Source organism: Marinobacter sp. DY40_1A1, from assembly GCF_016597815.1.
Taxonomy (GTDB): Bacteria; Pseudomonadota; Gammaproteobacteria; order Pseudomonadales; family Oleiphilaceae; genus Marinobacter; species Marinobacter xiaoshiensis.
Map to the genome: position 1 here is coordinate 288,270 of NZ_VCHA01000005.1, position 20,338 is coordinate 308,607.

Annotated in this window: 21 protein-coding genes and 1 tRNA gene; 9 read left to right on the forward strand and 13 right to left on the reverse strand. The window is 53.0% G+C overall.

The genetic code is table 11. The annotated features are described in order from the left end of the window. The first annotated feature begins 76 nt into the window (after positions 1-76). Both ligA and FFI61_RS14200 read left to right on the forward strand, forming a co-directional pair. Positions 77-2,107, forward strand: a complete 2,031-nt coding sequence (ligA, locus tag FFI61_RS14195) for an NAD-dependent DNA ligase LigA (protein WP_200371247.1) — start codon at positions 77-79, stop codon at positions 2,105-2,107. A 191-nt stretch (positions 2,108-2,298) separates the two neighbouring features. After that, the gene (locus FFI61_RS14200) at positions 2,299-5,025 is read left to right on the forward strand and encodes a hypothetical protein (protein WP_200371249.1); all 2,727 of its coding nucleotides are present in this window, start codon (positions 2,299-2,301) and stop codon (positions 5,023-5,025) included. Between the two features lie 28 nt (positions 5,026-5,053). Here FFI61_RS14200 and FFI61_RS17985 read toward each other — a convergent pair whose 3' ends face one another. The 3 genes from FFI61_RS17985 to FFI61_RS14215 form a co-directional block, all read right to left on the reverse strand. After that, positions 5,054-5,686 carry a CBS domain-containing protein gene (locus tag FFI61_RS17985; protein ID WP_200204944.1) on the reverse strand — a complete coding sequence of 211 codons (633 nt, stop codon included), beginning with the start codon at positions 5,684-5,686 and terminating at the stop codon, positions 5,054-5,056. Positions 5,687-5,762: 76 nt separating this feature from the next. Next, positions 5,763-7,637: an FAD-dependent 5-carboxymethylaminomethyl-2-thiouridine(34) oxidoreductase MnmC gene (gene mnmC, locus FFI61_RS14210; RefSeq protein ID WP_200371251.1), complete on the reverse strand. Its 1,875-nt coding sequence runs from the start codon at positions 7,635-7,637 to the stop codon at positions 5,763-5,765. 22 nt (positions 7,638-7,659) lie between these two features. Beyond that, positions 7,660-8,271, reverse strand: a complete 612-nt coding sequence (locus FFI61_RS14215; RefSeq protein ID WP_200204942.1) for a peptidylprolyl isomerase — start codon at positions 8,269-8,271, stop codon at positions 7,660-7,662. A gap of 216 nt (positions 8,272-8,487) precedes the next feature. Here FFI61_RS14215 and FFI61_RS14220 point away from each other — a divergent pair, with 216 nt between their 5' ends. Then, entirely contained in the window at positions 8,488-9,231 is a 744-nt protein-coding gene (locus tag FFI61_RS14220) for a pilus assembly protein PilB (protein ID WP_200204941.1), read from the forward strand. Here FFI61_RS14220 and FFI61_RS14225 read toward each other — a convergent pair whose 3' ends face one another. The 3 genes from FFI61_RS14225 to flgA all read right to left on the reverse strand — a co-directional run bounded on the left by FFI61_RS14225 (position 9,232) and on the right by flgA (position 10,936). Next, positions 9,232-9,702, reverse strand: a complete 471-nt coding sequence (locus FFI61_RS14225; RefSeq protein WP_200204940.1) for a flagella synthesis protein FlgN — start codon at positions 9,700-9,702, stop codon at positions 9,232-9,234. Positions 9,703-9,709: 7 nt separating this feature from the next. Continuing rightward, on the reverse strand, positions 9,710-10,036 hold the full coding sequence (gene flgM, locus FFI61_RS14230) for a flagellar biosynthesis anti-sigma factor FlgM (protein WP_200204939.1): 327 nt from the start codon (positions 10,034-10,036) through the stop codon (positions 9,710-9,712). 198 nt (positions 10,037-10,234) lie between these two features. Continuing rightward, a complete protein-coding gene (gene flgA / locus FFI61_RS14235; protein ID WP_200204938.1) occupies positions 10,235-10,936 on the reverse strand; it encodes a flagellar basal body P-ring formation chaperone FlgA in 702 nt (233 codons plus the stop codon). A gap of 188 nt (positions 10,937-11,124) precedes the next feature. Between flgA and FFI61_RS14240 the strand changes: the two genes are divergently transcribed. Genes FFI61_RS14240 through FFI61_RS14250 form a run of 3 tightly spaced genes read left to right on the forward strand, consistent with a single transcriptional unit; the run spans position 11,125 to position 14,115 of the window. Further along, a complete protein-coding gene (locus FFI61_RS14240) occupies positions 11,125-12,054 on the forward strand; it encodes a chemotaxis protein CheV (RefSeq protein ID WP_200205023.1) in 930 nt (309 codons plus the stop codon). A gap of 39 nt (positions 12,055-12,093) precedes the next feature. After that, the gene (locus FFI61_RS14245) at positions 12,094-12,921 is read left to right on the forward strand and encodes a CheR family methyltransferase (protein WP_200204937.1); all 828 of its coding nucleotides are present in this window, start codon (positions 12,094-12,096) and stop codon (positions 12,919-12,921) included. Positions 12,922-12,924: 3 nt separating this feature from the next. Beyond that, positions 12,925-14,115, forward strand: a complete 1,191-nt coding sequence (locus tag FFI61_RS14250) for an MFS transporter (protein ID WP_200371253.1) — start codon at positions 12,925-12,927, stop codon at positions 14,113-14,115. On the opposite strand, the gene FFI61_RS14255 is transcribed toward FFI61_RS14250, so the two are convergent. Both FFI61_RS14255 and FFI61_RS14260 read right to left on the reverse strand, forming a co-directional pair. Next, the gene (locus FFI61_RS14255) at positions 14,063-14,731 is read right to left on the reverse strand and encodes a cupin domain-containing protein (RefSeq protein ID WP_200204935.1); all 669 of its coding nucleotides are present in this window, start codon (positions 14,729-14,731) and stop codon (positions 14,063-14,065) included. The two genes, FFI61_RS14250 and FFI61_RS14255, sit on opposite strands and share 53 nt — an antisense overlap. Positions 14,732-14,757: 26 nt before the next feature. Further along, positions 14,758-15,288, reverse strand: a complete 531-nt coding sequence (locus tag FFI61_RS14260) for a hydrolase (protein WP_200371255.1) — start codon at positions 15,286-15,288, stop codon at positions 14,758-14,760. Positions 15,289-15,499: 211 nt separating this feature from the next. On the opposite strand from FFI61_RS14260, the gene FFI61_RS14265 reads away from it, so the two are divergent. Further along, positions 15,500-15,590: transfer RNA gene (locus tag FFI61_RS14265), tRNA-Ser, on the forward strand. Between the two features lie 44 nt (positions 15,591-15,634). Here the strand turns inward: FFI61_RS14265 and FFI61_RS14270 are convergent. Further along, entirely contained in the window at positions 15,635-16,504 is an 870-nt protein-coding gene (locus FFI61_RS14270) for a LysR family transcriptional regulator (protein ID WP_200371257.1), read from the reverse strand. Between the two features lie 93 nt (positions 16,505-16,597). Between FFI61_RS14270 and FFI61_RS14275 the strand changes: the two genes are divergently transcribed. Continuing rightward, complete coding sequence (locus tag FFI61_RS14275) at positions 16,598-17,098, forward strand: lactoylglutathione lyase family protein (RefSeq protein ID WP_200204775.1); 501 nt, start codon at positions 16,598-16,600, stop codon at positions 17,096-17,098. Positions 17,099-17,112: 14 nt separating this feature from the next. On the opposite strand, the gene FFI61_RS14280 is transcribed toward FFI61_RS14275, so the two are convergent. Both FFI61_RS14280 and FFI61_RS14285 read right to left on the reverse strand, forming a co-directional pair. Further along, the gene (locus FFI61_RS14280; protein WP_200204774.1) at positions 17,113-17,712 is read right to left on the reverse strand and encodes a DUF938 domain-containing protein; all 600 of its coding nucleotides are present in this window, start codon (positions 17,710-17,712) and stop codon (positions 17,113-17,115) included. Between the two features lie 45 nt (positions 17,713-17,757). After that, the gene (locus FFI61_RS14285; RefSeq protein ID WP_200204773.1) at positions 17,758-18,705 is read right to left on the reverse strand and encodes an AEC family transporter; all 948 of its coding nucleotides are present in this window, start codon (positions 18,703-18,705) and stop codon (positions 17,758-17,760) included. Between the two features lie 132 nt (positions 18,706-18,837). Here FFI61_RS14285 and FFI61_RS14290 point away from each other — a divergent pair, with 132 nt between their 5' ends. After that, positions 18,838-19,242, forward strand: coding sequence for a DUF1330 domain-containing protein (locus FFI61_RS14290; RefSeq protein WP_200204772.1), 405 nt, complete (start codon positions 18,838-18,840; stop codon positions 19,240-19,242). A 9-nt stretch (positions 19,243-19,251) separates the two neighbouring features. Here the strand turns inward: FFI61_RS14290 and FFI61_RS14295 are convergent, their stop codons facing one another. After that, positions 19,252-19,602: a branched-chain amino acid transporter permease gene (locus tag FFI61_RS14295; RefSeq protein WP_200371258.1), complete on the reverse strand. Its 351-nt coding sequence runs from the start codon at positions 19,600-19,602 to the stop codon at positions 19,252-19,254. Then, positions 19,595-20,299: an AzlC family ABC transporter permease gene (locus tag FFI61_RS14300; RefSeq protein WP_200371259.1), complete on the reverse strand. Its 705-nt coding sequence runs from the start codon at positions 20,297-20,299 to the stop codon at positions 19,595-19,597. Before FFI61_RS14300 ends, FFI61_RS14295 begins: the two co-directional genes overlap by 8 nt. Positions 20,300-20,338: the final 39 nt, after the last annotated feature.

The window sequence follows — 20,338 nt, forward strand, 5'->3', positions numbered from 1 at the left end:
CCGGCCTGGAACAGAATTGAAATAACGATGCCCGGGCTTGTCCGGGCATTTTTTTGACAGCCAAGAGCACCAAGCTATGAACAAGCCGTTACCGGAAACTATCAAACGGGTAGAGGAATTGCGTTCTGTCCTTGATGAACACAATTACCGGTATTACGTGCTGGATGATCCCGGCATCCCGGACGCAGAGTATGACCGCCTGTTCCGGGAACTTCAGGCCCTCGAGGCAGAGCACCCGGAACTGGAATCTGCGGACTCGCCTACTCAGCGGGTAGGAAGCAGCGCGGAAACCAGCTTTGAGGAAGTTGTTCATCGCTTGCCCATGCTGTCGCTCGACAATGCTTTCAATGAAGACGAACTCCGTGACTTTGACCGTCGGGTCCGGGAGAGGTTGGGAACAGATAAAGACGTTGAATATGTTTGTGAGCCCAAGCTGGATGGCCTGGCGGTCAGTCTGCATTACGAACACGGTTCCCTCACGCGGGCGGCAACCCGGGGTGATGGTTATGCCGGCGAAGATATCACCGCTAATATTCGCACTATCCCATCGGTGCCATTGCTGCTCAGAGGCAGTGATGTTCCGGATCTTGTGGAGGTAAGAGGTGAGGTTTACATGCCTCTTGCCGGTTTTGAGGCGCTGAATTCGAGGCTGGAAAGCCAGGGCGAAAAAGTTTTTGTAAACCCTCGCAATGCAGCGGCCGGAAGCTTGCGGCAGAAGAAATCAACGGTCACTGCACGACGGCCACTGGAAATGTGTGCATACAGTGTTGCGGTTACAGATGAGAGTTTGTTGCCGGACACACAGTGGGAGGGTTTGCAGCAGGTTCGGCGATGGGGATTCCGGATTAATCCTGAAATGCGTAAGGCTGTGGGCGCCGCGGAATGCCTGGAGGCTTATGAAGAACTACTGCAAAAACGCGGTGAGCTGCCCTATGAAATAGACGGCATCGTATTCAAGGTAAACCGCTTGGAGTACCAGCAAGCCCTGGGGTTTGTTTCCCGTGCACCTCGCTGGGCTATTGCCCAGAAATTCCCCGCTCAGGAAGAGTTGACGGTTGTGGAAGATGTTGAGTTTCAGGTAGGGCGCACTGGTGCTGTTACACCGGTTGCGCGCTTGAAACCGGTGTTTGTAGGGGGGGTGACGGTGAGCAATGCCACTCTCCACAACATGGATGAAATACGCCGTCTGGATGTTCATATTGGCGACACGGTATTTATCCGCAGAGCTGGTGACGTTATTCCAAAAGTTGTGAGGGTTGTTCTGGAAAAGCGCCCGGCACACGCACCGTCGGTTGAGCTACCCAAACAATGTCCGGTCTGTGACTCAGATGTTATCCAGATTGAAGGCGAAGCAATCGCACGTTGTTCTGGTGGCCTGTTTTGTCCTGCCCAAAGAAAAGAAGCTATCCGCCACTATGCCTCCAGAAAAGCCCTGGATATCGAGGGGCTTGGCGATAAGTGGATCGATATTCTGGTTGACCAGAACATGGTCAAGACCGTTGCAGATATCTACCTTTTAACTACCAAAGACTTGACCCGCCTGGAGCGAATGGGTGAAAAGTCGGCGGCTAATCTGATTGAAGCCATTGATCGCTCCCGGCGGCCAGTGCTCTGGCGCTTTCTTTACGCGCTGGGGATTCGGGAGGTGGGTGAAGCAACGGCAAAGTCCCTTGCATCGCATTTCGGCACTCTGGAAGCCATAGCAGAAGCAGGCGAAGATGCGCTCATTGCAGTACCCGATGTTGGGCCAATTGTCGCTGGCCACATCAAGAGCTTTTTCGAACAGCCACATAACCGTGAAACTCTCCAGGCTCTTCGCGCTGCGGGTGTGGAATGGCAGGAAGAACACATTACCACCGGCGAGAGGCCCCTCCAGGGGCAAACCTGGGTGCTGACTGGCACCTTATCCGGGTTGACTCGCGATGAGGCCCGGGCAAAGCTGGAATCCCTCGGTGCGAAGGTGGCTGGCAGCGTGTCGAAAAAAACCTCCTGTGTGGTGGCAGGCGAGGCCGCGGGCTCCAAACTCACAAAAGCCGAACAACTTGGCGTTCAGGTTATGGATGAAGCGGCTTTGGTGGATATGCTTAAGGAACACCAGCTGTTATAAGCACTGGCTTCACAGTTTTTGGGCAACTGCCGCAACGAAGTTTGGCTGGCCGGTGAATCTGAGAACTCGCGCAGATACCCCGTTTCCGAAACTGGCTAACATGGAGTCACTATGTAACTGTGTGTAAATCGGTGGTTTCTGCCAGGGTATACGCACTGCTATAACAACAACGTTCTGAAACGGATTTTTCCATGCGCGCCGAGTTGTTTCCCCGCCCTGTCACCGCTTTGCAGGTGAGTATTGTTCTGTCGCTTACGCTCATTGCTGCGGGCTGTAAAACCGAGAAGGACCCTGACCAACCAACTATTCTGGGTATTCCACCAGCGGTTGCCTACTTGGGCGTTGAGTATTATTACAACTTTGGTGCTTATGGCGGTGAGGACATACTTGATTACTCGCTGACCAATGCGCCTTCCTGGCTGGCTTTGGAAGACACCAGTAACAAAGCGCGACAAGGCATTATCATGCGTGGTGTGCCCGGCTTGAGTGGTGGTGCCCGAGGTGATGCAGATCTGGGTAAGCTGAAGAATATCAATCTGGTTAGCACTGATGGGCGAATGGCAGGCTCAATGCCTTTCGATATTGAAGTAAAATACAACGTGCTTTCGCTCGAAGCCGAGACGTTTACAGAAGGTGAATCGCCCTCAATTCCAGACAGTAATCGGGAGCGCTGCGAGTTGCCCGATCTGGAAACTCCCGGTGAGCACAGTTTTACCGTTAATACCTATGATCCTAATGGTGCAGTTACTGCAACTCCCCTTGATCTTACGTTGCCCACCCGGCCGGTTTTCGTAAAAGTACTGCTGGATCGTCCATCAGTAACTCGCGTGGCTGTCGCTTTCGAGTTGAAATCGGACTACGACCCACAAAATTGCGATCCGAACTATTCCGCGCCGCATCAACGTTGTGATCATAGCCGTGCCAACACTGGCGATGCTATCCCCGGTACCGATATTGTAGCCTTGGGCAGTGGTAGTGGAGCTCTGCTCGAAAACATCCCCTACCTCACATATGAAACTGACACATCAGGGACTTATCCCGGTGTATATACAGGTGGCGTAATCACCTTCGAACCCGGCATTACCGAATGCTACATTCGACTGGAAGTTGTGGATGATAGTTTTGCCGAGCCTACAGAAGTTGCGCAGTTACACCTGACAGAAGTGCGCTCTGGCCTTGCTGCGGTTGGACCGACCAATGAGGGTGCGCGCACCAACCTTGTCATTGATGACAACGAACCAAAGGTAACTCTTGAGACGGCCAAAGGTGGAGCACGGGATGCGCTGAATGTGGGCGATTCCCGTACCTATATTGCGCGCCTGACCGGTGAACGGAATGGGGAGGTTCGTGCGAAGCTGGGTCATACGGAAGATTCGTCAGCGCGCTTGAATACCGAATTTAGAACCAATCTTCTGAACGACGAGTTGGTTTTCCCCGAGGGCACGGATGAAGTTAGCTTCACAGTGACTGTTGAGAACCCGGCTTCCTACTTCAATGCCGGTCCCGATGATCGTTTTATACTGCTTGGTTTGGATACGCTCTATCAGCTCGGCCGAGAGAGCTACGCCCGAGCTGAAAGCGAAGACATGCTTCGCGTCAGCATTAATGAGCTGAGATGGCCATTGACCGTTGGCTCCAGCGCTGGCTTTGTTGCAACAGATGTTGCGGTAGGGCATGGGGGCAAAATGTTCGTAGGTGGGTACGATAGCAGCGATAGTGGCCGTGTATTCGTGAAGATATACGACCAAAAAGGGGATTTGCTGCAGCAGCTTCCAGTCTCGGAGCCCGGCGACCAATTGGCAGCACCGGATCCGGTAGTTGGCGTGGCAAGACGTGAGGTGGTTCAAAATAATATCCGTACGATCCGTTATGAACTTGTAGTGGCATACACTGCGGAGGGCCCGGCCAGTGGTACGACCGGGATCGGCGGGAAGGATGTTGTTTCCTCGTTGTATTGGTATGACGAGGCAACTAATGCTGGTGAGTACGTGGAAATCTGGACAACTCGCACTGGTACAGATTCCGACGACATAGTTCGCTGGGCGGGTATCAATCCTGCAAGCGGTTTTGTCGTGCTGGCTGGCGAAACCGAGGGTGTATGGCCGAATCAAACATCTGCTGGCGGTTTTGACAGCTTCCTGCAGCGTATAGATTCATTGCCTGACGGGAACACCTTTGCTCCGACATTAGCCTGGACTCGCCAAGCAGGGTCCATTGGAGACGACCGTGTTGCTGGCGCAAGGGCTTCGGGGCTAAGTCCGATATTGTTTGGTTCTGCCACGGGTATGGTCAATGGTGAGCCCTCGTTGGGGGGCGAAGATGCCTATTTTTACAGTGCGGTATCGAAAGAAGGTGAACTTAACGTGCGCCAGCGGGGCACAGATGCAAATGAGCATGTTACTGATGGCGTAGCAGAAGGAACCACTTTGTGGTTGCTAGGAAACAGCGACCACCAATACACCGTAGTACAGGACGGCGAAGACAATTTGAGTCTGACAAGTCAATCAGGCTCCAGCCCGAGTGGCTTCATACTGGGCTATACAATCGACGGCGAGATTGTTCGGTCCTTTAACATGAATGATGAAAGCGACGTTTCTGGCGAGCAGTTTGCGGCACTAACCAGCTTTTTCGGAGACTTGATTGCCGGAGGCGTTACTGATGGTGATTTCACCGGCTCAGCATTAACCAGCGGCTCACAAACCGCGATCGTTACCCGGGTGTCTCTGGTACCCGAAGACGAACCGGGTGCAGAAGCTCCGGCATACCGTAACGAGTGGCGCTTTCAGATGAATACTGTGAATTCGGAAGTTACAAGGCTGGCTAATTACCGGGATGACGAAGTGGTGGCTCTGGCACGTATTGGGGCGGACTGGACGATATTGCTGCTAAGTCCTGAAGGTGCGCTGCTGACACCCTAGTCTGCAGAATGTTTGCTGCTCTTGATATTCAAACACTACCCTGCTGTCCGCCCACGCTGGCGTACAGGCGAAGGTAGTCAGTGCTGGTAACAACACCCATGGGTTCGCCTTTGGCATCAATCACAAGGGCGGCATTAAGTTGGTGTGCCAGCATCAGTCTTGCTAGCTGGTGAGCATCTGTTTCAGGAGAGGCCGTAAGGAATGCTGGCAACTCTATTTGAGTCAGGCTTTGATTCATTGCATCGGCTTGGTGTTCGTGGAGCCATGCCAGAAGCCATTGCTGGGCTACCAGCCCCGCAATGTGCGTATCTGCCGTTACCACCAGATGATTGGCGCCTTGCTCGTCCAGCATGGTGATCGCTTCGGCTACCGTCGCAGAGGCGGGTAATGAGTAGAGTACAGGTGAGCAGATGGACGATACCGGCAGATAGGGCCGTTGGTCTTTGCGCTCTCCTGAAGCGGCAGCGCCATACTCTTCCAGTGCACGATGTCGACCCGACCGTGCAGCAAGCTGAAACTCGGCATCCGTAGCTTCGCCACGCTCAGGATTGATGGCCTGGCTCTCTGTCAGCTCGCTGACATCACCCACGCGTCGCCCCCGAAATACTTCCGGCAACCTTGTCCCTACTGGACGACCTGGTTCGCTAACAAAAATGGACACCTGTCTTACCCTCTGGAGAACAGACCTATCTGTTATGTGTATCGGCGCCTTGGCGCGGAGCATTAGCTAAAATTGATTACGAAGACGCCACATTTGGCCTGTGCATACGGCCAGTAGCCAGTTTTTTGGCCAGGGACTCGGGCAGAGCAGTTGGTTGCCCGGTAACCTGATCTGCAACAAATTCTGCAAGCAGGGGCGCATAGGTAAGACCCTTGCTACCCAGGCCCGTAAAAAGGTAAAGCCCCGTCGCAACGACTCCGTCTTCGTCATAGAAGGGTCCTGCAACCGGTTGATAATCATGGGTTGTGCACCGAAACCCAACACGGCCACCAAGTTGCTCTGGCAGATCCTCGCTTGCCATGTGGGGTGGCATCATTTGCGGAACCATGGCAGAAAGGGCCCGGATATTCTCACGGTGGCTTTCGGTTGTGGGATATGGTTCATGGCTGTGAAGATCAAAGGTGGCGCCAATCACCGCCTGCTGCTGGCCTTCAAGACCGTGGGCAGGGTTGAGGTACCGAGCTCCACAGATAACTGCTCGGTGGCGGGTGGCAAGGGGTTCAGGTAGATGAGTGACCTGCCCCCGAATGGCCTTGAAGCGAAACGTACCTGAGCCCGGAATCAGTTGCGGGCTCAGGTGCCCGGCACAAATAACAACTCTGTTCGCTGTGATGTTCGGGCTGTCAGTGTTTGGTGTGAACAGGAGCCATTCATCACCGGAGGCAGCCATTTGCCTTATGGAGCAACCAAACAGTTTTTGTATGCGAGGGTGCACGGTAAGTGCCTTGCAGAGACTGCTTGGCTCAAGCCACCCGTTGCCCGGAAACCACAATCCACCGGTCTCCAGTGTTGCGCCAGTCAGTACTTCTGCTTTTTCCCGGGATACTTGTTGCAGGACATCTTGCGGGTATTGGTTGCGCTCGATAAACCGGCGCTGACGATCCTGCTCGTTGTCATTCCAGGCTAGTTGAAGCAGGCCAGTAGGATGCCAAAATGGCCCTCCATGAACCCTGTAATAGCGCTGACTGAACGTCAGCGCAGAGAGTGCGAGTTGGGTCTGGTGATTAAACTCCACGCCTAGCTTGACGTACATCGCTCCTTGCAGGTTTCCGGAGGCGGCGGAACCAGCGTCGTTTGCGGAGTCAACGAGCGTGACGGAATAGCCTCGTTGCGCAAGGTTGTTTGCAAGCAGGCAGCCTGCAATGCCGGCGCCAATTACTGCAACAGAAAAGCCTGATTCCACAGACTTGCCCTGTGTCAGAGAAGGCTGATCTTCGGGCTGAAAGACTCCGCTGAAACTACCAGGCTGAACGTCGGGCTTATCGCAGGAGATTTTGTGAAATCCTGCTTCTTCGAGCGCGAACTGGAATGCCTTGTTAGCTTTTACGGCAGCGAGTGTGGTGCCGGGCTTGCTGTGCTTGCAGACGTGTTTGATGGTCTTGTTTGGGTCTACTTCCCCGCTTGCGGCGTGCGAGCAGTCGTCAAGAAACCAGGCGTCGACCATAAAAGATGGAGTGTCGTAAGCTTTGTGCGTATCACCGAATATTAGGGTCAGGCGCACACTGCCACCAGCCAATACCAAGCGGTGGGTGCCACGAATCAGTGCCGGGTAGTTGGCAATCAGTTCAGCCGAGACGTTGTTCAGCTCTGGCCACCGGGAAAGCACTTTTTCAAGATCTTCACGGCTTAGCGGAAACGGTACAGCGGAGACAAAATGCAGAGTGGCTGAATGCGATGGACCAAAAGCTTGCCAAGCCTGCCATGTGGCAAGAAAATTAAGGCCCGAGCCGAAACAGTTTTCGGCAACCACAAAATGACCTGCCTCCGGAACCTCAGAAAAACGTGCGGGCAGTTGATTGAGCTCGATGTATGCCTGACTGGATTCTGACATGCCATCGAACCAGCTCATTTCCGCTGGCGTTATAGCGGGCGGAACAGGTGAGCGGTTCATGGCGGTGCCGGGCCGTGTTGCGTTACTCAACCAGAGTAACGCTTTCAATGATTACAGGGGTTACGGGCACATCGGCCATTCCACGCACACGTGCAGTTTTCACTCCGGCAATATTGTCTACCACGCCCATTCCGGCTGTTACCTTTCCAAAAACTGCGTAGCCGGCTCCCCGAACACCCGCATTCAGAAAATCGTTGTTTGCGACGTTAACGAAAAACTGGGAAGTGGCAGAATCGGGAGCATTCGTCCTTGCCATAGCAACAGTGCCACGTAGATTAGGCAGTGTTGGAGAGGCTTCGTTTCTGATGGGTGAATGGGTGTCCTTACGGGTCATGTCTTTTGTAAACCCGCCGCCCTGAATCATGAATCCCGGTATAACCCGGTGGAAAATTGTGCCGTCAAAAAAACCTTCACGGGCATACTGCAGAAAATTTTCTACGGTTTCCGGAGCTACGTCTGGGCGAAGTTGCAATTCGATAGCACCCTGGTTGGTCAGGATGCGCACTTTTGGCAATTCCTGGTTTGCACTATCTGCATTGGTCTGGGCGCTTGCATTAAGTGTAACCAGCGACAGGCCAAGAAACATAAGTACGACCTGGATCACAATGCTCAAGGGTTTTACCAAATTTGTCATTACCGGGATCTCGCTTAGTGTAGTCGTGAGTGAATTTCCTGTAATAATCAGGGAAGTTAATCAGTGCTCTGATCTTAACAGATATGTTTGATTTTACGGGATACACGTCTGAGCAGAATGTGCGGTTATCAGCTAATATTTTGGTACTAATTAAGTAGTAACTTACTCACCGGGCCGGGTTGTACGGTAATCACTGCGGGAAATGGGAGAGGCTTAGTGAGATTCCATAAAGGGTTTGAGGAAAAGTCACGACTCGGGCGGTTGCTGGTTAATCGTGGTTATTTGTCAGAGAGCCAGGTTGAGGAGGGGCTCAGACTACAGCGTGAGAGCGGTATACGGCTGGGTGAGGTGTTCATCACGGCAGGCTGGATAACCGAGAAAGAACTCGGCCGTGTGTTGAAGCACCAGTCCCGTTATCGTAGCGCTGCCGCAATGGTCACCATGGCAACACTACCATTTCAGCCTTTGGTTACATTTGCAGCGAGTAATAACGCCAATGCCGCTCAGGTGGCAGAAGCCGGTCAGCTATTTGATGCGGCTGGAATGTCGCCGCTGACAGAGGATGAGCTGTCGGCAGTTGCGGGACAAGGCAACAGCTCTTTGTTTGATCGGGTTGATATTGTCAGCAGTATGGCTGGCGGCTCTGGTTCCGACGAGGGTGCCGGCCAAGTGGAGCCGGATGTCATAGAAGGCATGAAGCTCACAGCCAATGTGTTTTTCCCGGTACTTAATGTTCTGGATTCAGACCTTACGATCACCGGAGTTCATTATCGTGAAGGGGAGCCACGTTACACGGTGGCAGAGAATGGCCGGGTATCCATGGCATTCCCTGAGCGAATTGAGGAGATCCGCATGGACAACATTCGGGTCAGGGGTGGGGGTAGCCCATCCATGGGCAACGTCAGTATTCAGGACATCAGCTTTCACCCCGATTCCAGAATGACTATCTATACGAGATAATCAGGCGCTGGCAAGCACAGTTCGGCTTGATACGGTTGTTTGCTGGCCCTTTGCACCATATAGTTTTTGCTGGCCTGAGGCGCCCCGGAATATGTCTGTAAGCCGGGTAAGGCGTTTTTGAAGATGGTTTATGATACGCCCGTTATTCTCATTGAGAACATGGCATTCCCGAAGCTTTGAATCGGCTTCTTGCCAAAGGGCGTAAAGCTCATCAAGTCCGGCACTGCGAATAAAGCGGGAGGGGTCGCCAGAGTCTGGTCGAAACCCCATTGCCACAAGCGTGCGGATTTTTTGCTTGGCACGTTCTCGAATTTCCCCCAAGACCGCGTTTTTTTCTCGCGTCAGAGTATCGAGTGCTTTTGTATCAGAGCCGGACAGGCAAGTTTTTTCGTTCTTCAGGATATCCGCCAGGGTTTCAAGCTGACGGATATCCAGCGAAAGGAGATTCTTCAGATCATCAATTGCAGCCATGATTTACTCACCCAAAAATGCTTTCATCCATATCAAGCATTTTTTGGGCCAGTTTTTCTGCATCAATTTTATAGGTGCCGTTTTCCAAGGCTGAACGAATTTGCTCGATTCGCTCGTCATCCATTTCAGGATAATCCCCCAGCTTTTGCTCCAGCTGCTTGAGGTTTCGGGCCTGGCTGCTCAGGTTTACGTTTTCGCCGCGGGCACTCTGAGCCTTGGCATTTGCCTGCTCGGGGGCTGCTTGCTTGGCGCTCTGAGCATTAGCGGACTTGTCGGCCGTGGTTCTCTGGGTGTTGACCTGGCCTTGGCCAATTCCATTTAAGTCAACTGACATATCAATACCTGCTTTACGGTGACGCCACACATGTTGTGGGCTGACTCTGGTTTATATCCACTTAACGGCTAGTGGCTGGCATACTTTAGGGGCAAATTATCAAATCTTGTTAACATTTTGTCACAAACCTGATCCCGCCTTGGACGGGGTGCTCCGCCGGCATGTTTTTGCCGCCGGAAGGGGGTTGCCGTGAGCATGTCACATCGGCACTTCAACATGCCCGGGAGCGGTTACATTCGCCTTTACCGTGCGGGCTGAGCCAAGGTTTTCCACAAGTACTTGCTCACCCACCGACGCACTGGCCAGAGCCTTACCGCGGGAGCGCACTGAAAAGGGCCCCCGGCGGGCGGTAATAATAACATGATCGCCGCGGCTGACAGCGATTGGTGCGTCCAGAAGATCAGGAGTGAGTACCGAGCCGGCGTTTACGGGCCGGCGTATAATCATGCCCTCAATCATCTGTGAATCAGTTATTATTCCCCGTCGGCTGGCGTTAAGCACAACATCGCGGGTTTCAAGCATGTTGCCTGTTACGCGTTCACCTCTTCCGAGCGGGCGGGCGGCGACCAGGGCAGGGCCACTGATGGATACCGTGGTCGTTACAAACATTCGCCACGGGCGATCGCCGGCGCAAGCTATCTGAACTGACGGGTGTTCACTTTTCCATGGATCACCTGTGAACTCTATATCCAGATCGTCAGAGCAGGCGGCTAATGCAAGCCTGTTGTCAATGTTGCCGGTCTCAAAGGCAACTTTGTAGCCTCTTTCGGTCTGGGTTGCTGCAAAGGTCTCAAGGAATGCTGCTGTTGCTTCGCGAATCTCGTCGGCGGTTGTTCTTGCCTGCACTTGGTTGGCGAATGTCGCTGCGAGCATGATCCATACTAAAAGCTGGGTGCGCATATCTGCTGGTTTGTCCTATGCTGTCAGTAATACGGCAAATGCTACTGAAAATGCCTAAGGATTGCGGCGTTCTGGCCGTTAAACAGGCCTGACCGCTTTCAGGCGACGTTATCGCGTCGTCCTGACAACTTAACGTGATAGAAAGCAAAATGTATGCCGGTGCTAATTACTGGCCAGGGGAGACTGCGATGGCAGGGGTATTGGATAGTGTAAATCAGCGCACGCAGCTGGTCGGACAAAACCGTCTTGAGCTCCTGCTTTTCCGTTTACGTGGGCGTCAGATATACGGCATCAATGTCTTTAAGGTGAAGGAAGTGCTGCAGTGCCCCAAGCTGTATTCCATGCCTAACAGCCGTGCGGTGGTTCGTGGTGTGGCACATACTCGGGGTGAAACCATTCCGGTTATTGATCTGAGTATGGCTATTGGCCTGCCGGGTATTCCTCAGGAGGAGTTGCCCAATAGTTTTGTGATCATCACTGAGTACAACCGAAAGACCCAGGGTTTTTTGGTTACGGGCGTCGATCGGATCCTGAATATGAATTGGGAAGACATTCTTCCTCCTCCTAAGGGGGCGGGTAAGGATATCTATCTTACAGCTGTCACTAAAATTGATGACAAGTTGGCGGAAATCATAGATGTAGAGAAGATTCTTTCCGAAGTTTCTCCGATTAGCGATGATGTGACTGAAGCAGTTCGGAGTAAAAGTGCGGAAAGAGTGACGGGGCATCTGCCAGTTCTGGTGGTGGATGACTCTTCGGTTGCACGCCGGCAAATAGAGCGCTGTCTTACAGCCATTGGCATGGAAGTAATATTGCGGAACGATGGGAAACAGGCGCTCGAATACCTCAAGGAAGTGACGGCGGATGGCTCAAAGGCAACCGATCATTTTTCATTGATTATCTCGGATGTGGAAATGCCCGAAATGGACGGGTATACACTGGTCACGCGAATCAAGAGTGATCCCGCACTCAGTGGGCTGTTTGTTATGCTCCATACTTCACTGAGCGGTGTGTTTAACAAGGCGATGGTGAAGAAAGTCGGTGCTGATGATTTTATGGCAAAGTTCAGTCCGGATGAGCTGGCTGAACGGATCATGGAAGTGTTAGACCAGAGCTGACGCTTTTTCGGCAGGAAATTCATACAGAACTGAGATCCAATGAAAGCAGAAATTACCCCACAGGAATATGAAGCCTTCAAATCGTTCCTGCAGGATGCGTGTGGTATTTTGCTGGGCGAAAACAAGCAGTACCTGGTGAAAAGCCGTTTGCGGCGGATATTGGAAGAAAACGATCTGAATTCTCTGGGTGATCTGCTTGGGCTTTTGAAAAAATCTGGCAGGGCAAGCCTCAGAGAGGTGGTGATCGATGCAATGACCACCAACGAAACCCTGTGGTTCCGTGATAATCATCCTTTCCGTATTCTCCAGGAAAAACTGCTCCCTGAGTTTGCCGAGCGCTCGCCTGCGACCCCATTGCGAATTTGGTCAGCTGCCTGTTCGACGGGTCAGGAGCCATACTCGGTTGGTATGATTGTGGATGAGTTTCGGCGCCAGAAGCCCGGCAAACTACGCAATGTTAAGGTAACTGCGACGGATATATCCAAAAGCGTGCTTGAAGTCGCCCGCCGAGGTGAGTACGAGATGATCGCTATTGGCAGGGGCTTGTCACCTGAACGTCAGAGAGAATTTTTTACACCTTCTGCAAATGGCGGCTGGCAGATTCGGCCCGAAATCAAAAGCATGGTGGAGTTCAAGGAGCTTAACCTCCTTGAGCGCTATATGCTGGGCAAGTTCGACATTGTCATGTGCCGCAACGTGTTGATCTATTTCTCTGCAGCCCACAAGAAGGATATTCTCACCCGTATCCACGCCACCCTCAATCCCGGAGGCTATCTGATTTTGGGCGCATCAGAGTCGCTTAATGGCTTGCCGGACCTTTACGAAATGGTTCAGTGTCACCCCGGAATCATTTACAGGAAAAAATAAGCAATGCCTTTCAACGTATGGGTGCTGGTAGCTGCCCAGGCGCTAGCCATGTGCACAGCGCCTTTTATTGTGTTTATAGGAAGCATTCAGGGGCGTCTGTTGGCGCCGGCCCCGGAATACGCAACGCTGCCTGTCGGATTGGTGGTGGTGGGCACTGTACTTGCAATCAAGCCTGCCACCTGGTTGATGGAGCGGCTGGGGCGCAAGCAGGTAATGCTGCTTGGAACCTCTATGGGGATGCTGGCGGGCATTCTTGGCGCCCTGGCTTCGTGGTTGGCCCTGTTCCCATTGCTTTGTCTGGCGGCAGTGGTTGGTGGAACCGGGCTGGCAGTGGTGCATCAGTATCGCTTTGCTGCGATGGAATCAGTGCCTCCCAGCATGGCTGGGTCAGCTGCTTCGCGAGTGTTGCTTGGCGGTCTCATTGCTGCCTGGCTTGGGCCTGAGATTGCGGCACTAGGCAGTGGGGCGGGAACAGATCATCCGTTTCTCACAAGCTGGCTTGCGCTGGCGGCTGTCCAGTTTGCAGCGCTTGTAATACTGGGGCTGGGTTATCGGGCGAAGAGTGAGTTGGTAAGGGCTGCTCACGCGAGCGGCGGCGGCCGGCCAATGAAAGAAATTCTCGCCATCCCGCTGATCTGGGTGGCCATCAGCGGCGCTGCGATCGGCTATGCCGTGATGAGCTTTATCATGACGGCAACGCCACTCAGCATGACGGAAATGGCGGGGCATGATCTGGATGATGCCAAGCGTGTTATCCAGCTGCACATCATGGCCATGTATTTGCCATCGCTCATCAGTGGCTGGCTTACACGGGTTGTCGGTATACCCCTTATGATGGCGGCCGGGCTTCTTGCTTATCTTGGGTGCATTGTTCTGGCTGCCAGCGGTATCGAATTTCACCATTATCTTTCGGCGCTGGTGTTGCTGGGTATTGGCTGGAACTTTCTGTTTGTGGGCGGCACCACATTGTTGCCGCGTGGCTATACAGATGCGGAACGGTTCAGGGTTCAGGGCCTCAACGATGTGTTCGTGTTCGGCTCCCAGGCCACAGCGGCCTTGTCGGCCGGGGTAATACTGTCATGGGTTGGCTGGTCTGCGCTCGTCATGGTCGCTGTACCCTTCCTGGTCATCCACGGGCTGCTTATGGTGTTCTGGTTAACTCGAGGGGCAGGTGGCCGGTCTTTACCCAGATAACCGTCTCTTGCTCCACAAACGGGTGGTGCTGGCTCAAGTGCGGGCTCCTTATCCATGTACCTTCAGGATAGCGCCCGTACTCGTCACAAAACTCACCTGAAAGAACGAATATTTCTTCGCCTCCGAAGTGTCGGTGAGGCTGAAATATTTCATTGGCGGGCCATTTCACCAGCGCTACATGCTCGTGCTCAAATTCATGCAGCGGCATTACTTCAAGGCCACCGATCCCGGGTAACCAGTCGGTATTGCTGGTGTCGACTCGCACGGTGCTGAGGTCTCGTTCATCAAACTGGTGCAGCTTTACCAGTAAAGTACAGCCAGGCTTGCTGAACGGGGCGTGCCCGCTTCCGGGCGGGTTTCTCAAGTAGGTGCCGGCAGGGTAATCACCATTTTCGTCCGAAAATACACCTTCCAACACCAGGATTTCTTCGCCGAGAGGGTGCTCATGCCGGCTGAATGAGGCGCCAGGCTCATAGCGAACAATGCTGGTAGCATGGCCTCGCTCGGCTTCCTCCCTTGCTAACGGCTTTCTGACAACGCCGCTGGCAGGGCTGGCAAGCCATTCCTGTTCGTTTGTGTGGATGACCACCCTGCGGTCAAAATCCATGTTCAGCATTATGTGCCTCTTCGAGAACTGTCTAGTTACTTGATTAACATCTGAATATCACGAAAGGCGGGGTGCCTGCAGTGCCCCATCCATTCAAAGGCAGCCATCTCGACCGTGACAATACGCGCGCCGCTCGCGCTGAGCCGATCAAGCGCAACATCCCGATCAAACTCGTTCCGGGACCCTGTAGCATCGGCAACAACCCATACCTTGTAACCCGCATCAATCAGGCTGAGGGCCGTTTGCATCATGCAAACATGGGTTTCGCAGCCGGCAATAATAATATGCTGCCGACCTTCGGGTAGGCTTTCCACCAATCCGTCGGGGCAGGCATCAAAGTGGTACTTTGCAAGCGTGTGGTGGCAAAGCTCCTTCACCGCCTCTACATTTGGCCCCAGTTTTTCTGGCAGCTGCTCGGTTGCCACAACGGGGATATCCAAAAGTCCTGCAATTGTTGCGAGGGTTATGCATCGGCTGACTACGTCCTGGCCATAGGCAATGGCTGGCATCAGCTTTTCCTGAACGTCTATCAGCAAAAGAATCGATTGGTCGGGTTTCATTAGCATGGATAGCCCCCCAGGCTTGAATAACATACTGAACAGATTGGAAATGCCATGATACTCCCAACGCGAGTAGCGAGCACCTTACTGCCTATTATTGGTGCAAACCGGAAATTTTGCCGGGATTTATCCCAAGGGAGTTGCCAAGCGCCCCTAAAACCATTAAAGTTTGCGCCCTCAAATGAGCGACGATATTGCTGATTTGAAACAGGTTATTGGAGAGGTGGCCGAGTGGCTGAAGGCGCACGCCTGGAAAGTGTGTATACGTTAATAGCGTATCGAGGGTTCGAATCCCTCTCTCTCCGCCAATACTGAACCCCAGCAGAAGTGCTGGGGTTTTTTATTGTACGTGTCAAAGCCACTTCCTGGCTTCTGCAATCACTGTATGCATTCTGTTCTGCAACGACTGCTCGCGCCGAACTACAAGGTACAGGGTCTCACTGACGGGTTCCGGCAATTGATGGCTTTTGATGGTCTGTGGCCGATTGAAGGCCTCAACTGCGTGAGCCGGCAATACGGTAAATCCCAATCCCATGCTAACCGGTTCCAGGATCAAGCCAATCTGGTTTGAGAAGCCATTCCTTTTAAACAGATTGCTGTGCTGAAACTGTGGGAAGTTGGCGCTAAGCAGCATGTTGGCATGATGGGCACCATCAGGGTGATCGATAAAGCCTAACTGTGTTAACGCGTCCCAACTTGGCTCAGAGACATTCGCAGGTGTCACCAGAAGCAAGGGCTCATGTGCAATCGCTTGGCAGCTCACTTTCTCGAGGGTTGGGGCGCTCGTCATGAATCCAATATCGGATTTGTAGTCTGCGATCGCATTTTCAACATCCGTGTTTGGTGCGAATCGGTAGTCAATCACCAGTTCGGGGTGCTTGCTCTGCAACTCAAGAAGGTGCGGGTAAAGCTTGAGCCCTATGCTTCCTGGCGACGTCAGCCTAACCAGCCCCTTGTATGGAGGATCCTCCGCTATTCGTTGATCAAGACTCGATAGCGCCTGAATGAGAGTGCGCCCTTCAGCGTAAAGGCGTTCGCCTGCATCCGTGAGTGAAAACTGCTTACCTTCCCTTAGAAGTAGCGCTACTCCTGTTTGATCTTCCAGTTTCCGTACATGCTGGCTAACGCCGGATTGAGTCATATGGAGGCGCTCAGCTGTACGAGTGAAGTGCCCTGTTTCAACCAGCGTGCAGAAACTGCGTAGCCATGTCGTGTTAATCATTACAAAACGTACTCATTGTTATGACGAATGATAATTTTACGTAATCACTCTGCATTTGTAACCTGAAGCGAGGTTTAAACAGGAGAGCAGAGCATGAGTAACGTATATCCAAGAAACTTTTCACACATTGGGCTTTCAGTCCCCAACCTGGAAGAAGCGGTTAAATTCTATACCGAGGTGATGGGTTGGTATCTGATCATGGAACCGACTGAAATCGTCGAGGATGAAAGTGCCATTGGTGAAATGTGTACAGAAGTATTCGGGAAAGGTTGGGGGAGTTTTCGAATTGCTCATATGTCGACCGGTGACAGGATTGGGGTAGAGGTGTTCCAGTTCAGAAATCAGACTAACCCGGAAGATAACTTTGAATATTGGAAAACCGGCATTTTCCATTTCTGTGTGCAGGATCCGAATCTTGAAGAGTTAGCTGATCGGATTGTTGCGGCGGGTGGCAAGAAGAGAATGGAAAAGCCGCGGTACTACTACCCAGGCGAAAAGCCTTACCGCATGATCTATATGGAAGACCCGTTTGGTAACATTGTGGAGATTTATAGCCACAGCTACGAGCTGATATACAGCGAGGGTGCATACTGAGGCCGGCCCCGATGCTAGCATCGCCTCCAGACCAGCAACCGGTTGTTGGCCGGCATTTCGAAGTCGGATTCCAGAACCAGCCCGATCGCATCGCCGGTTCGTTTGAGGTCATCCATATCCCGAATACCCATTTCCGGGTTTCGCTGCTTCAGATGAGTATCAAACTGCCGGTTGCTGGGGCTTGTGAATTGGCCTCCGTAGTTGAAAGGCCCGTACAGGCAGAAGGCTTCGCCCGCATCGAGAATGGCAGCCACGCCCCGGAACATTGCTTCAACCTCAGGCCAGGACATGATGTGTGCTGTGTTGGCAGAGAAAACACCATTGATTGGCGGGAGTCGCCAGTCAGGCGCGCTGACATCCAGAGGCAAGGGGGTGTTGATGTTGGGCAGGTTCGCATCTTCCAGCCAAGGCATACACAGCTGAGCGTTATTTGGGTGGTCGCTGGGCTGCCACTGAAGGTGCGGAAGGTGCTGGGCAAAATGAACCGCATGCTGCCCGGTACCTGTGCCAATTTCCAATAGAATTCCAGGCTCATTGAACACAGTGGCAATCTTTTCGAGAATAACTTGTTTGTTGTTCTCGCAGGCTTGGGAGTACGGCTTTCCGTCAGTCATTGGAGGCTCTGATTGGCTGTTGGAGGTTCGAGCGTAGACAGATGTTTATATCAGGCCAGCGCCCTTCAGGACAAATACTCCCAAGGTTACGGTGACGCTTGCCATCAGTGTGGTTATTGCAATGATGTTCGCCGCCAATCGGTCATTGCCGCCAAGCGCCTTGGCCATCACAAAGCTTGCAGCTGCTGTCGGACTCGCGAAGAACAGGAACAGTAGGCCAAGCTCGGGCCCCGAGAAACCCACCGCCCAGGCAGCGCCAGTGCACAGTGTTGGCAAGAAAACCATTTTCATCAGGGATGAACTAAATGCCGTTGAGCTGTCATTGCGTAGGGCGCTGAAGGACACGGTTGCGCCGATGCATAACAAGGCCAGTGGAAGGGTGAGCGATGCAAAGTAGTCGCCACTGGTAAGAATCCATTCCGGCAATTGCAGATCAAGCCAGGCCACAGGGATGGCGGCGAATACTGAAAGTATCAGCGGATTGCGCAGGATATCCTGAAAAATACGGTGCCATTGGGCGGATTGCCCGGGCTGATAGGCAGTGAGTACGATCACAGAAAGCGCATTGTAGGAAAGAATGACTACAGCCAATAAAATGCTACCCGCCGAAAGACCAAAGTCTCCGTAGAGGTTCGCTGCCAGTGCGAGCCCGACAATACCGCAGTTGCCCCGGAAGGCGCCCTGAACATACACACCGCGATCTTCGTGGGCAACGCGCCAGCGCGCCCATAGCCAGGCCAGGGCGAAGCTGGCGAGGGTGGCAAAAAGATAGAAAGTTAGCAGGCGCAGATTCAGTGAGGTGCTGAGATCAGCTTTTATGATGCTCAGAAACACCAGTGTTGGCAGTGTGGCCTTGAATACCAGTGCAGAAGCTGTGTGAACGAACGTATCGTCAATCCAGCCAACCCTTCGTAATCCAAGCCCGATAAACACCATGGCGAAAACCGGGAGGGTGGTTTCCAGTGTTTGCTGGAAGAGTGTGATCAAATCCATGTAAGGTGGCCGAAAAGCTGAAGAGTTGAGTGTGTATGATAGATCTGACGGAACGGTAATGAAATCACTTGCCGAAGCCCGTAAAGGGTGGGCTATAGTATGGTGCAACCGATAACATCAAAAAGGCCCAGCATGAACGCCGTTAATCCTACGCCGGAACAGCTGAAGAAGGTTCTGGCTGATACGCCCAAAGACCAGCCAGTGGTAATGCTGAACCTGCTACGGTTTCGCGACAAAGCAAGTTATGTCGATGAATCCGGTGAGCGAAGCGGTCGAGAGGCATACCAGCTTTATATGCAGGAAGCGGCTGCGTGCGTGAGCGCTGTGGGTGCCGAAGTTATCTGGTCTGGTCGTAGTGTTGGTTCTCTTATTGCACCGCCTGATGAATCCTGGGATCAAGTGCTGCTCGTGCGTTATCCGTCAATTGACGCATTTATGGCAATGATTCAAAGCTCTGAATACAAGGGTGTGGTTAAACATCGCACCGCTGCTTTGAGTGATTCGAGACTGGTTGCCAATCTGGAAGGTCAGCGCTGAGGCAATACTTCAGCCCGCGAGCCCTGAATCCAGTATGCCAGTCTGTCGTATCAGCATGTATGCCGCTGTGCCTGCAGCGATAGAAAGTAGGGCATTGCGGCGCAAGAGATGAATAATCACCACAAGCATTCCTGCCAGAATGGCATCAAGCCCGGGCACTGTGGCTGACCAATCCCCTGAACGCTGCAAAAACACAGTCGCCAGCAAAGCCATAACTGCCGCCGGTAAGTATCGCCCCAGGTGCTTGATGAGTGGATGCTCGGTATGACGTTCAAAAAACAGAAACGGTATGATTCTGGTTGCGAAGGTTGCGATTGCAGCAACAGCCACAAATGCCGCCAGATACACTGTATCAGCCATGACTGTGGCCCTCAGCGATGGATTTGGTGCGCAGGTGCCGGTACTGCAGCAGTAGCACAGCAGTCACTATGGCTATAGCGCCAATTAGCTGATGCGCCGGTGGTAGCAGGATCATGGCAACACCGGCAGCTGCTGCGCCAGCCCACACCGGAAACGCATCCCCCAAGGCTTTGAACTGTTCAATTGTGAGTACGATAAATAGCGCCACAAGTGCAAACTCGATTCCTGTGCTGTCGAACGCCACGTTACGACCCAGAAGCGCCCCCAGAGTGCAGCCAATCACCCAGTAAACCTGATTGAAGGCCGTTATACGGAAATCCACGTCCAGCTCATGAAGTCTATCCTGAGTGCGCGCCCGGCTGGTGAGAAGTGAGTAGGTTTCATCGGTAAGGCCAAAAATAAGATAGAGCTTGCGCCAGCCGGCCCCTCGGAACTGCCCGAGCAGAGACAGGCCATAGAAAAGATGGCGGGCGTTGAGTACAAACATAGCGATGAATACTTCCAGCAAGCCGGCGCTCGCCGCTAACAGGCTGACCGCGAGAATCTGGCCGGCCCCAGCGTAGATTACTACGCCCATGAGCGGTGCTGCCCACCATGCGTAGTCGAGCTGAGTTGTGAACAGCACCCCGAAAGCCATGCCCAATGGGAGGTAGCCGAACAGGATTGGTAGTGTGAGGCGAAAAACCAGAGAGTTCATTAGCATCCAAACATTCTGAAAGTGAAGGATGATAGAGAA